The organism is Metasolibacillus sp., assembly GCF_025291715.1.
Lineage (GTDB): Bacteria > Bacillota > Bacilli > Bacillales_A > Planococcaceae > Metasolibacillus > Metasolibacillus louembei.
On sequence record NZ_JAMBIZ010000013.1, the window covers coordinates 25061 to 38417 of the forward strand.

Consider the following 13357-nt stretch of genomic DNA (forward strand, 5'->3'; position numbering starts at 1 on the left):
TCTTCGTCTAATAAATTAATTGAAGCAGGTATAAAGTTACTAAGCCAAGTTTTAGGATTAGTAGCATTTGATTGAGTGACATTAGTACATGTGGAAGTTGGGCAATTTCTAGTTTCTAATTGTTCGTGATTTCCCTATTTTTATTATCTTTTTGATAATAATCGATTTTTTCAGTAATCTTTGACAGATTTCTTGTAATATATCATTCAAAGTCAATTTCTAAATCTACACTAAGCTTTGATAGTTAAATTTATTATCGATGTAGTTATCTGACATGGAACTTGCTTGTAAAGAAAATAAAAACAACCTCATATACAATAACAAAAGAGATTGTTTTATCGGGCTTTTTAATTAATCAATTCTTTACATAAATCTACACTAACTTTAAATGGAAATGGCCTTTTCTCCATTTCAATAAAAATACAAAAATCTGTAGGGGAAGTGTTCCCCTACAGCCTTTTATTAAGCGTTTGCCTTCAACGCTTTAAATTCCTCAATTAACATTGGGACAACTTCGAATAGGTCGCCAACGATACCGTAGTCTGCTACTTTGAAAATGTTAGCTTCTGGGTCTTTGTTGATCGCTACGATTACTTTTGAGTTTGACATACCCGCTAAATGCTGGATTGCGCCTGAAATACCTGCTGCGATATAAAGATCAGGTGTTACAACTTTACCCGTTTGACCGATTTGTAAAGAGTAGTCACAGTATTCTGCGTCACATGCACCACGAGAAGCACCAACTGCACCGCCTAATACGTTCGCAAGCTCTTTTAATGGCTCAAAGCCTTCTTCTGATTTCACGCCACGTCCGCCAGCAACAACCACTTTTGCCTCTGATAAATCAACACCCTCTGCTGATTTGCGAACAACTTCTTTAATAATTGTACGCAAGTTTGTAATATCAACAGCTAATGACGATACATCGCCTGAGCGACCTGCATCTTTTGCAAGTGGTGCGATATTGTTTGGACGAATCGTTACAAATACGATGCCATCCTTCACCTTTACTTTTTCGAATGCTTTACCAGAATAAATTGGGCGGATAAATACTGCACCGTCACCAGCGCCTTCGATTTCTGTTACGTCAGATACAAGACCTGCTTGTAATTTTGATGCGATTTTTGGTGATAAGTCTTTCCCAAGAGCTGTGTGACCAAATACGATTGCTTCTGGGCTTTCTTCACCAACAACTGCCATAAATGCTTGGCTAAAGCCATCAGATGTATATGATTTTAAGTGTGGGTGTTCCACTGTGACAACGCGGTCTGCACCGTATGCAACTAATTCATTTGCGACACCCGCAACGCTATCTCCGATTAATACCCCAACAATTTCGCCACCATCAGCGATTTGTTTTGCTGCTGCAATTGCCTCGAACGATACGTTACGTAGGCTTCCTTCACGAACTTCCCCTAAAACTAACACTTTTTTTGACATGCTATTTCCCTCCGTTACCTTTGTTATGAATATGCAATTAGACTACTTTTGCTTCTGTGTGTAGTAAGTTAACAAGCTCTTTTACTTGTGCCTGTAATTCGCCTTCTAACACGCGACCTGCTGCTTTTTGTGGTGGTAAGTAGATTTCTACTGTTTCCACTTTTACTTCTACATCATCTTCATCGATGTCTAAATCATCAAGCTCAAGCTCTTCTAATGGTTTTTTCTTCGCCTTCATAATCCCTGGTAAAGATGGGTAGCGTGGCTCGTTTAAGCCTTGTTGCGCTGTTACTAATAAAGGTAATGAAGTTTCTAACACTTCTGAGTCCCCTTCGATATCACGCACGATTTTCACGTTTGTGCCATCGATTTCTAGGCTTGTAATTGTTGTGACATAATTGATACCTAAAAGGTCAGCTAGACGAGGGCCTACTTGACCAGAGCCACCATCAATTGCAACATTACCTGCTAAAATTAAATCTACCTCTTTATCTTTTAAATATTCTGCTAGAATATAAGCTGATGAATATTGATCTAATTCGTCTAAATCGTCTTCTGTATTAATTAGGACCGCTTCGTCGGCACCCATTGCCAATGCTGTACGCAATTGCTTTTCAGCATCTTCGCCACCGATTGTGATAACCGTTACTTTGCCACCTAGTGCATCACGCTTTTGAATCGCTTCTTCAATCGCATACTCATCGTATGGGTTAATGATGAACTCTGCGCCATCCTCTTGAATTTTGCCACCTGCTACAACGATTTTTTCCTCTGTGTCAAACGTGCGTTTTACTAATACATAAATGTTCATTTTCCAGACCCCCGAAAGCTAATTTATTTTGATTCAGTAGTAAATTTCCTTCTTTAATAGGAATGTGACGAGGTTTTCCTCGCATACTCAAAAAAATCCGGACGCAATTACGCTGGGGCGTAATTGATTATTTACCTTTAAAAACTGGTTGACGTTTTTCAATAAATGCTTGTATTCCCTCTTTTGCGTCCTCTGATACGAAAACTGTCCCAAAGCTTTCCGCCTCGGCTGCTACCCCTTCATGGAAGGATGCAGGCTTTGCATATTGTAGCATCGCAATAGCCGCCTTTAGTGCAACTGGACTTTTCTTCGCAATTTTTTTCGCAATTTCAAGCGTTTTTGGCAATAATTCCTCATCCGTAAATGCTTGGTTTGCTAATCCCCATTGGACAGCCTCTGCCCCTGTAATTGGCTCTGATGTAAACAGCATTTCAGCCGCTTTTGCAAAGCCTACATAACGCGGTAAGCGCTGTGTACCTGCAAAACCAGGAATTAAGCCTAGCTGTAGCTCTGGCAAGCCTAGCTTCGCACCTTCAGTTACATAGCGTAAGTGACAGCCCATTGCTAGCTCTAGCCCCCCGCCTAATGCTGCACCGTGAATCGCTGCAATAATAGGTTTCGAGAATGTTTCTAATCTCTCAAAAACATTTTGTCCATGCTGAGATAATTTTGCGAATTCTGCGCCTGATGATACTTCTGTAAATTCTTTAATATCTGCACCGGCAGAGAAAAAGCGCCCTTCACCATGTAATACGATGACACGAACTTCCTCATTATGCTCCACTATATCGAGTAATTCATTAACTTCTGCAATCATTCCTCGTGATAAAGCGTTGGCTGGTGGTCGCTGTATTGTTACAACAGCTACGCCTTCGTCTATTGCCCAACTGAGAAATTCCATTCTTCCATACACCCCTTTAAGCTTTTAAGCCATTCAGTAGTAATTGCTGCACTTTTGGTGCTTGTTCAAGTAAATTATAACGATAGTCATTCATTACCCAAGTTGTCGTAATTTCATCGATTGTGCCAAATACCATTTGACGCGCTACTCGCACATCCATTGCAGAATTAAATTCACCAGACACCATGCCTTCAATTAAAATTTCATCAAGCAATTTTAAATATTCCTTTAAAATCGCATTGATTTTTAAGCGAATTTCCTTATTGGACTGACGTAATTCTAATTGTGTCACCGTTGCAAGATGATGATCATCCGCTAATACTGAAAAGTGACCTTCAATCATTCGGCATAGTTTTTCTGAAGAGGTTTCACCACTTTTTAAAATTTCCTGTAAGTTTTCAACGAACACGACCATCTTTTCTTGAAAAACAGAAATTAAAATATCCTCTTTGTTTTTGAAATAAAGATAAATTGTGCCGTCAGCAACGCCAGCCTGTTTGGCAATTTTCGAAACTTGAGCCTGATGGTAGCCATTTTCAGCAATTGCAATAACAGCAGCATCAATAATTTGTTTATATTTTGGTTTATTGCGCTTCATGTTTATCACCACCAGTAAAAAATCAATTACATTTTCTTTTCATAAGAAAAACATGAATGACCATTCATTCATGTTTTTATATTATTATTTGTTCTACTAGATGTCAAGTAGTTCACCAAATATTTTCTTATGCTTCTTTCGCTGCAAGCTTTTGCTTTTCTTCATCAATTAATGAGCGACGTAAAATTTTCCCTACCGCTGTTTTTGGTAGCTCTGTACGGAACTCATAGTGACGTGGCACTTTGAATGAAGCTAAGTTTTTACGACAAAATTCATTTAGCTGCTCTTCTGTTACTGAATAGCCTTCTTTTAATACAATATACGCCTTCACTGTTTCACCACGATATGGGTCAGGAATCCCTGCAACAACACATTCCTGTATTGCTTCATGCTCATACAATACTTCCTCTACTTCACGTGGATAAATATTGAAGCCCCCTGCGATAATCATATCTTTTTTTCGGTCTACTACATAAAAATAACCGTTTTCATCCATATAGCCTAAATCTCCAGTTAAAAACCAACCATCATAAAATGACATTGCCGTTTCTTCTGGTCGATTCCAATAGCCTTTCATGACTTGTGGACCTTTTACAGCAATTTCACCAATTTCCCCTGATGGTAAAGGCTCATAGTCACCACTTCGTAAAATGATAGCATCTGTATTTGGCCAAGGTACACCAATCGAACCGACTATGCGATCATGCCAGATAAAGTTAGCATGTGTTACAGGTGATGTTTCTGTTAGCCCGTAGCCTTCGACAAGCTTCCCACCAGTAATCTTTTCAAACTTCTCTTGCACATCGACTGGCAATGGAGCTGAACCACTTAAACATGCCTTAATTGAGGAAAGGTCATAGTTGCCGATACCTGGATGATTTAATAAACCGATATACATCGTTGGTGCGCCAGGGAATAATGTTGGCTTCTGCTTATCAATCGTTTTTAATGCTTGCTCTGCATCAAACTTCGGCAGTAACACCATTTTGCCTTTTAGCATAACTGCTAAAATTAAAACGGTTGTCATACCATACACATGGAAGAACGGCAGTATGCCTAAAACTGTTTCATTGCCTTCCTCGCTTTTATACATCCATGCATCGCACATTTTCGTATTTGCAACTAAATTTTTATGCGTTAGCATAACCCCTTTTGGTGATCCTGTTGTCCCACCAGTGTATTGCAATAATGCTAAATCTTGCTCAAAATCAAAGTCGAGAGGTATTGGATTTGGCGAGCTTGATTGCATAATATGCGTAAATAAATGATTTGTCCCACTATGCTCAACCTTAACGCTAAAGCCATATTGCTTCTTTTGAATGAATGGGTACACTAAATTTTTCGGGAATGGTAAATAATCTTTGATCCCTGTGACAATGACATTCTCCAAAGCGGTTTCCTTTATAATCTTCATCGCTCTTGGATATAAAATATCCATTACTAATAGCACTTTTGCGCCTGAGTCAGCCATTTGATATTGCAGCTCCCGCTCTGTATAAAGCGGATTTGTTTGGACAACAATGCCCCCTGCATACATCGTACCATAGTAAGCGATAACAGCTTGTGGACAGTTCGGTAGCATAACCGCCACACGGTCACCCTTCTCTATCCCTAAGGAACGCAAATAGTTTGCAAACTTTAAAGAGGATTCGTACAGCTCTTTATACGTTAGCTCCTTCCCCATAAAATGCACGGCAACTTTATCGGGATATACATTGTAAGCCTCCGTTAAAAATTGCTGTACAGGCATTGCAGGTAAGTCGATTTCATGCGGAATCTCCTCGGGATACTTCTTTAACCACACCTTCTCTGTCATAACATTCTCCCCTTCACCTAGTATATTTTTCATATGCTATTATTAATTATTATAGTGAAAAATGAATGCGTTTACAAATGATTTTTTGCTATTAATTAGAAAATTCGCTCGATTATGCAATTTATTACTTGTCACAGTTTATGGAGAACGTAGCTAGTTTTATTACTTAAAAAGGGAATTTATTTTTCATATTTACACCTATTACAGAAAATATTATTGCTTATCAATACGGGATAAAAATGCCTTTATATGCTTTCCTAAAATAGTTGCGTTATCAAGCCAAGGGTAATGTCCTGCATTGGGAATTAATGCAAATTCACCCTTTTGAAAGTTGGCGGCAAGCTCTTCCACATAACGATACGGGCGAGGATCTGCTGCTCCGTGAATAAAGAGGGCAGGAAAGCTGTTAAACGGGATTGCTTGCTTAAATTGCTCGCTACTAAAATACGTCTCACATTGTGCCCCCACCTTTTGATTTACTTCGCTGTTGACAAACGGCTCATCCATACGTGGAAGCTTGCTAAAGTTATTGTGATTAAACAAATCTGCTTTTAAACTGAGTGCTCGTAGTCGATTTTTTGTATGCTCCCGTTCCTCATCCTGCATTTTTTCAATAGCTGAACGTAAATGAAGATACTCTGCTCTGTCAGTTGAAGTCATTCTATTTAATCTATTTTTACGATAATCAATATGCCATGCAGGGTCGATACCTGTTCCCGCTATATAAAGTAACGCTTTCAGCTTTGTCGGATATTTTGTCGCGTAGGCTAATGCTAAGGACGCCCCCCAAGAATGACCGCATACAATCCAATTTTGTCTATTCAAGTGCATTCGTAGCTGCTCTAAATCTTCTATGAATGTTTCAATCGTATAGGGTCCTGTTTTCTCTGAACGCCAGCTTCCTCGCTGCTCGTATCGAATCATTTGAAAGCAATTTTCATCCAACAGCGCTGTTACAGGCTCTAAATAATCATATGCACCTGGTCCTCCATGTAAAAATACAATGGGTATTCCTTGCCCTTGTACGTGATGCCATAGCGACACACCGTTGATTTTTGCTGTCGTTCCTTTCATTTGCTCCTCCTCATTTCACAAATAGATAAAGCTTTTAGGAATACAGCTAAATAACCATATTCCTAAAAGCTTCTATCTCGTCAACATATAATAAATGCCTACTGCAATAAATGCAACACACACAATCAATAGCACTTTCGCTAGCTTTTCCATCTATCTAACACTCCTACGAAATACTTGCGCCGATAACAAATGATAAACCGACCGAAATAGTACAAGAAATGAAGCCTACTGACCGGTTATCCTTGGCGATTTCTTCATCCACTTTAATAAGCGGTGTTAAAAATTCAAATAAGAAATAGGCAAAAATAAGCAATGAAAAACCATATAGTCCCCAGCCTAACATTTCAATTAATGATGTATGACGCTCAATCGAATAGCGGAAAACATTACAAACACCTAAAATTTTCCCACCTGTCGCTAATGCTACCGCTACATTGCCTTTTCTAATCTCTTCCCAGTTTTTATACTTCGTTACGACTTCAAATAATACCATCGACACTACTAAACAAAGGACAACAACGCTAAAATAACCTGCTGTCTCTACTAAAGGATGTTGCCAAAATGCAGATGCTAACATAAGCTATCCCCCTCTATTTCAATTCTACAACCGTTACACCGAAGCCGCCCTCTCCAGCCTCGCCATAGCGGAATGATTTCACACGCTTATGCCCTTTTAAATAGCTTTGAATCCCTTGACGCAATGCGCCTGTCCCTTTCCCGTGAATGATGGAAACACGTGGATAATTAGCAAGTAATGCATCATCTAAATATTTCTCTGTACGAAGAAGTGCATCCTCATAACGCTCGCCACGCAAATCTAATTCAAGCTTTACAGCACCGCCTCGATTTTTGACATTGGCCATTGTACGCGTTTGCTGCTCTTTTTCAGGCTTTACGTACTCTAAATCAGATTCTGGTAGCTTCATTTTTAAAATGCCAATTTGAACAACCCACTCATTGTTCGATGCTTTTTCTAGTATTACACCTTTTTGACCGTAGCTAATGACTTTTACTTCATCGCCCACCGCTAAGTTTTGGGCTCGAGTGCGCTCGGCTGCCACTTTTTGCAATACTTTATTATCTTGTGGCGCTGTCTCTTCCAAGCGTTTTTTCGCATCGATTAATTCATGCTCTTTGACTGCGCTTGCTGCATTTTTTTTCATGGCACGTAGCTCTTCAATAATCGCTTCTGCCTCACGCTTGGCCTCATCAACAATTTTACGTGCCTTGTCTTTCGCCTTTTTCTCTAAGCTTTCTTTTTTCTCATCATATGTGCGAATGCGCTCTGTTAGCTGCTCATGTAAATATGTTGCTTCCTCTAACAAGCCATGTGCTTCCTCTGCCTCTCGCTCTGAGCGAACGCGACTTTCCTCTAAAGAAGCAATCATTGATTCGACTTCATGACGGTCTGTTCCTGTAAATGATTTTGCACGGTCAATAATGTTTGCTTTTAAGCCAAGTCTTGTTGAAATTTCAAAGGCATTTGAGCGTCCTGGTACACCAATTAATAGGCGATATGTTGGACTCAATGTTTCTACATCAAATTCCACGCTTGCATTGACTACGCTTGGACGATTGTAGCCATATGCCTTTAATTCAGGGTAATGCGTTGTTGCCATCACACGTGCACCATAGTCAACAACTTCATCTAAAATGGCAATCGCAAGTGCTGCCCCTTCCTGCGGGTCTGTCCCTGCACCAAGCTCATCGAATAGCACAAGCGATTTATCATCAAACTTGCTTAAAATATCGACAATATTGACCATATGAGAAGAGAATGTTGATAGCGATTGCTCAATTGACTGCTCATCCCCAATATCAGCGAAAATTTGCTCAAAAACAGCTATCTCTGAGCCATCAAGTGCTGGCACAGGTAAACCAGATTGTGCCATTAATGTACACAGCCCAACCGTTTTCAACGTCACCGTTTTACCGCCTGTATTTGGTCCTGTAATCACGATCGCTGTTACATCGCGACCAAATTCAATCGTGTTCGCCACAGCCTCTTCAATTGGCAATAACGGATGTCTTGCACGCACTAAGCGAATATAACCATCTGCATTGATTTTTGGCATCGTGCATTTATTTGCTTGCCCATATTTCCCTTTTGCTAAAATGACATCAATTTCACCGAGTAGCTGGACAAGGACGAATAAATCATGTCCCACTTCCTCTACTTTGGCAGATAGTGTAAGTAAAATGCGCTCGATTTCCGCTTGCTCTTTCACTTTTAGACGCTGCACTTCATTGTTTGCCTGTACAACCGCATCTGGCTCAATAAATAATGTTTGTCCAGATGATGATTGGTCATGCACAATCCCGCCATAATGCCCACGGTATTCCTGCTTTACTGGAATAACGAAGCGGTCGTTACGAATTGTAATAATCGAATCGGATAGCATTTTTGCTGCATTTGCGCCGCGCGTTAAGCTTTCTAGCTTTTGACGAACCTTTGCTTCCTCTGCACGCAATGATTGACGAATCGTACGCAATGTTGTACTTGCGGAATCTAAGACGCCTCCGTTTTCATCAATGCAATCATTAATTTCATGCTGTAAGGCAGTTAAAATCGGCATTTGCTCCTTGCGTTCTACGAAATGCGGAATCTCGATTGTCTCATCTGCCTGTAAATCCTCTATAAAATTGCGCAAAATACGGCTTGCGCGAATCGTGCTGGCAATTTCCATTAGCTCCATCGGCGAAAGCATACCGCCGATTTGAGCGCGCTTTGCATGTGGACGTATATCGAAAATGCCCCCCATTGGTACATTGCCTTTGACACGTAAAATAGATAACCCCTCATCCATTTCCTCTAACAATGCTACAACTGTTTCATAATCGGTTTCAGGTACCAGCTCTTCAATCGCAGACTTCCCAATGGAAGACGTACAAAACTGGGCAACCTGCTGTCGTATTTTATCAAACTCTAGTGTTTTCAATGCTCGTTGTTCGATCATGAAAAACACCCCCTATTTTTATTTATTTCGGCGAATCCATGCCTCAAATTGGGCAAGCGTCCATGTGTTGACAATCAATTCCTTTTTCAGCCATGCCTTTTGCGCATAATGAACTCCAATTTCCATAAAGCGCAAATGTTCAATTGCATGTGCATCTGTATTAATAGCGATTGGCACATTTTTCTCCATCGCAAGCTGTAAATGCTCTGTACATAAATCGAGGCGATATGGATTCGCATTTAATTCAAGTATTTTCCCATGCTCCGCCGCCCACTCTATGAGCTGCGGAATATTTGGATTATAGCCACCGCGCTGTCCGACAATGCGTCCTGTTGGATGTGCAATCATATGCACATATGGATTTGTAATGGCTGTATAAAGTCGTGCCATAATTTTCTCCTGTGACTGTGTGAAGCTGGAATGAATCGAGGCGATAACGAAATCCAACTCATGCAACACCTCATCAGCAAAGTCCAAGGTTGCATCTGGCAATATATCCATTTCCGTCCCTCTAAATAAGCGGATGTCGGACTGCTCAGCATTAAATTGTTCAATTTCTACCTTTTGCTTTGCTAATCGTTCTGGCGTTAAGCCATTCGCTACCTTCAAATATTGTGAATGGTCGGTAATGACCGCATATTGGTAGCCCTTTTCGATTAAAGCGTATCCCATTTCTGCAACGGAATGCGCACCATCAGACCATGTTGTATGCATATGCAAGTCCGATACAATATCAGATAACTGCACAAGTTGTGCTAGTTCATCTAGACGCTCCAATTCCTTGCCGCTTTCCCTTACAGCAGGTGGGATAAATGGCAAATCAAAGTGCGCGAAAAATTCCTGCTCTGAGGCAAATGTTGCTACCGAACCATCGGGCTGCTCTACCCCATATTCGCTAATTTTTTTCCCCTGTGCCTTTGCGAGCTGTCGCATGCGCACATTATGGTCCTTTGAGCCTGTAAAATGATGCAAGGCTGTCGCATACTCACTTGGTGCAACAAGTCGGAAATCAACGCTTACAGGCTCATCTCGATCTAAAATAACAGACACTTTCGTATCTCCTGCTGCGACGATTTCCAAAATCACAAGCTGTGCTAAAATTGCCTCTCTCACCGCCTCTGGTGCAGTTGTTGCCACGATAAAATCGACATCCTTGCTCGTTTCATTTACACGACGAAAGCTACCCGCAACAGAAAAGCGTTCTACTTCCGCAATTTCCGCAAGCACCTCATTGATTTCTAGCACGACAGGCTCCAGCTGCCAAATTGGTAATCTTTCTGCACGTGAGCCTAAATTCGCTAACTCTTTTTTGATTTTTTCCTCCGTTTTAGCACCAAAGCCAGCAAGTGCCTGTACTTGCCCTGCTTCACATGCTTGCATTAACGAAGTGGCATCTGTTACACCTAGCTCCTGATACAATTTTGCTAGCTTTTTGCCTCCTAGCCCTGGCACCTTCATTAAAGGAATCAAGCCTTTTGGCACAGTTTGCTCCAGCTCCTGCAACACTGCCGATTGTCCGTTTTCTAGCAAATCGACAATTACTGCGGCTGTGCCCTTACCGATGCCTTTAATAGCTGTAATATCCTCTATTTCGCTCAAGCTGCGTTCATCTGTTTCAAGAGCAGCAGCTGCTTTGCGAAATGCGGACACTTTAAATGGGTTCTCACCTTGTAACTCTAAATATAAAGCTATTTTTTCAAGTGTACGGATAATCACTTTTTTATTCATGTTGCCCTCTCCTTAAGAAAAGCCTCCCTCATTTGTCGAGAGAGGCCATGTGCTATTTGATATAGATATACCACCAGTCCTGAAACATTTTCGTAATGACAGGTGTATGCTCAAGCATTAAGCTCGTTAAAATTGATTTGTTTAACACCGTTTGAATAACTTCCAATGGGAGTAATGCCAAAACATATAGTGCAATAAAAATAATGAAATAAAATTCGATAAAACCTAATACTGCCCCTAATAGGCGATTGATTGAACCGAGTACTGGCAAATATGTTAAAAAATCAAACATAGAGCCGATAATTTGTAAAACTAACTTCGTTACAAAGAAAATAAGTGCGAAAGCGATGACGCGATAAAATGTGCGATCGACATCTAAAGAATCCAATACTAATGTCATTGTCGCATTTTCAGTAAAGCCTGGATACGGAATCCATAGCACAAATTTTTGTGCTAATGGCTTATAATAAATATAGGCAACAATTAATGCAATTAAAAAACTACCTAAATGAATCAATTGGACGATAAAGCCACGCTTTGCTCCAATTATACAGCTTATGAATAAGACCACTAATAAAATAATATCTAGCATTTACTCAACCCTTTAACCTTTTCACTTCTTCTTCAAGCGCTTCAACTTGCGCCTTCAGTTGTAATAATTCATGTACAGAATTGACTGCTGTAAGCACTGCTAGTCTTGAGCTATCTAATGTTGGATTATGTGCACTGATTTGACGCATTTTATCATCTACGAGGGAAGCAACTAATCGCATATGCCCTGTCGATTCTGTACCAACCATTTTATATGTACGTCCATAAATTTCAACTGAAATTCGATTTTTTTCTTGTTCAGCCAAAGTAATTCCTCCCAAAAGCATAGGCAACGCCAGCAACTCAAGCAGGAAGCTGCTCGCTTCACTTATCATGTTGAAGTAGCAAAATGCAGCTTTATGCAATTCCTGTTCGATTTTCTGCAATTTTCATACTAACTATCATACCATTTTTGTTATATATAATACAATATTAGACTCATTGTCATGCAGTGGTGTAGGGAGTTTATCTATAATGATGAGGAATTATTATATTTCATCTCCCGTAAAACACTAAAAAGCAGAAGCCACCTATAGGACTTCTGCTTTTTCTAAATAAGTGAAGGATTCTTTAATATGCACTTCGTTTAATTTCAGATAACTTCCTTTGTAACATTGCGTTCTCTTTTTTCATTTGGGACAATTGACGCTCCACTATTTTTTCCCCGTAACCTTTAGGTGCTGAGGCAATTAAAACAACTTTTTCTGTAGGCTCTTTTTTCATTGTTTATCCTCCCAACAGTTTTTTTAGGAAATAACAGTATTGATATCCCTTCGATTTTATTATAGCATCCAACACATGATTTTGATACTTCAATGCATAATCGCTTGTCATCTCCCCATTTGCAGGGAAATGAATACAAAAGATATAAGGACTAGCTTTGAATAAGAAATAAAATAAATGTTTTTCTTCATTGTAATATAATGTTTCCTCTACATCCATATCTTCAGCAGTTTGTACAACATAAGAGTCTTTATTATCTCGTTCTATGCTTTCTGCTGTAACATCTCCATCGTACTCAACTAATTTCATTTCATCAATATCTGATTCATACAATGTAATAGCAGTTGCTGGCTTAATTGTTGTTAGATATTTTGTTTGATATAGAGTATCTATCTCAAATACTTCAATTTCTTTTACAATTAAATTCCTTAATTTCGAAAGTAGCCGCCTTGTATCTATAATTTCACCTTTTTGAATAACCTCTAAAAATTTCAGAGAATTTTCATAAAAATCTCCATACATTTGAAAATGATCAAGGGCTTGGTCAATCGCTGATTTTAAACTTAAATATTGAAGCCCCTCTTTTGTCATTATAGATAATTGCGTTTTCACTTGTGTAACCATTTCTGTGCCTAAATTCAAATTTTGCAAATAGTATCCTTTAATCCTATATACATATAATTATACCATAAATTAACCAATTATACCTCAATAA

13 protein-coding genes are annotated in these 13357 nt (G+C 39.5%); all 13 read right to left on the minus strand.

All coding sequences use genetic code 11. The features are described from left to right. Positions 1-462 precede the first annotated feature (462 nt). Complete coding sequence (locus M3Z76_RS10120; protein ID WP_293926232.1) at positions 463-1440, minus strand: electron transfer flavoprotein subunit alpha/FixB family protein; 978 nt, start codon at positions 1438-1440, stop codon at positions 463-465. A gap of 37 nt (positions 1441-1477) precedes the next feature. Then, a complete protein-coding gene (locus M3Z76_RS10125; RefSeq protein WP_293926229.1) occupies positions 1478-2251 on the minus strand; it encodes an electron transfer flavoprotein subunit beta/FixA family protein in 774 nt (257 codons plus the stop codon). Between the two features lie 127 nt (positions 2252-2378). Further along, entirely contained in the window at positions 2379-3152 is a 774-nt protein-coding gene (locus M3Z76_RS10130) for an enoyl-CoA hydratase (protein ID WP_293926226.1), read from the minus strand. Positions 3153-3168: 16 nt separating this feature from the next. Beyond that, a complete protein-coding gene (locus M3Z76_RS10135) occupies positions 3169-3750 on the minus strand; it encodes a fatty acid metabolism transcriptional regulator FadR (RefSeq protein WP_293926224.1) in 582 nt (193 codons plus the stop codon). Between the two features lie 127 nt (positions 3751-3877). After that, on the minus strand, positions 3878-5566 hold the full coding sequence (locus tag M3Z76_RS10140) for a long-chain-fatty-acid--CoA ligase (protein ID WP_293926222.1): 1689 nt from the start codon (positions 5564-5566) through the stop codon (positions 3878-3880). A 213-nt stretch (positions 5567-5779) separates the two neighbouring features. After that, positions 5780-6640: an alpha/beta fold hydrolase gene (locus M3Z76_RS10145; RefSeq protein ID WP_293926219.1), complete on the minus strand. Its 861-nt coding sequence runs from the start codon at positions 6638-6640 to the stop codon at positions 5780-5782. A 166-nt stretch (positions 6641-6806) separates the two neighbouring features. Next, entirely contained in the window at positions 6807-7220 is a 414-nt protein-coding gene (locus M3Z76_RS10150; RefSeq protein WP_293926217.1) for a DUF350 domain-containing protein, read from the minus strand. Positions 7221-7233: 13 nt separating this feature from the next. Then, positions 7234-9600 (minus strand): endonuclease MutS2, encoded by a 2367-nt coding sequence (locus M3Z76_RS10155; RefSeq protein ID WP_293926214.1) that lies wholly within the window; start codon positions 9598-9600, stop codon positions 7234-7236. A gap of 18 nt (positions 9601-9618) precedes the next feature. Further along, complete coding sequence (polX, locus tag M3Z76_RS10160) at positions 9619-11328, minus strand: DNA polymerase/3'-5' exonuclease PolX (protein WP_293926211.1); 1710 nt, start codon at positions 11326-11328, stop codon at positions 9619-9621. Between the two features lie 52 nt (positions 11329-11380). Then, a complete protein-coding gene (locus tag M3Z76_RS10165) occupies positions 11381-11920 on the minus strand; it encodes a CvpA family protein (RefSeq protein ID WP_293926210.1) in 540 nt (179 codons plus the stop codon). A 4-nt stretch (positions 11921-11924) separates the two neighbouring features. Further along, positions 11925-12185, minus strand: a complete 261-nt coding sequence (gene zapA, locus M3Z76_RS10170; protein ID WP_293926207.1) for a cell division protein ZapA — start codon at positions 12183-12185, stop codon at positions 11925-11927. A 304-nt stretch (positions 12186-12489) separates the two neighbouring features. After that, positions 12490-12642 carry a hypothetical protein gene (locus M3Z76_RS10175; protein ID WP_293926205.1) on the minus strand — a complete coding sequence of 51 codons (153 nt, stop codon included), beginning with the start codon at positions 12640-12642 and terminating at the stop codon, positions 12490-12492. A 3-nt stretch (positions 12643-12645) separates the two neighbouring features. After that, positions 12646-13293, minus strand: a complete 648-nt coding sequence (locus tag M3Z76_RS10180; RefSeq protein ID WP_293926202.1) for a hypothetical protein — start codon at positions 13291-13293, stop codon at positions 12646-12648. Positions 13294-13357: the final 64 nt, after the last annotated feature.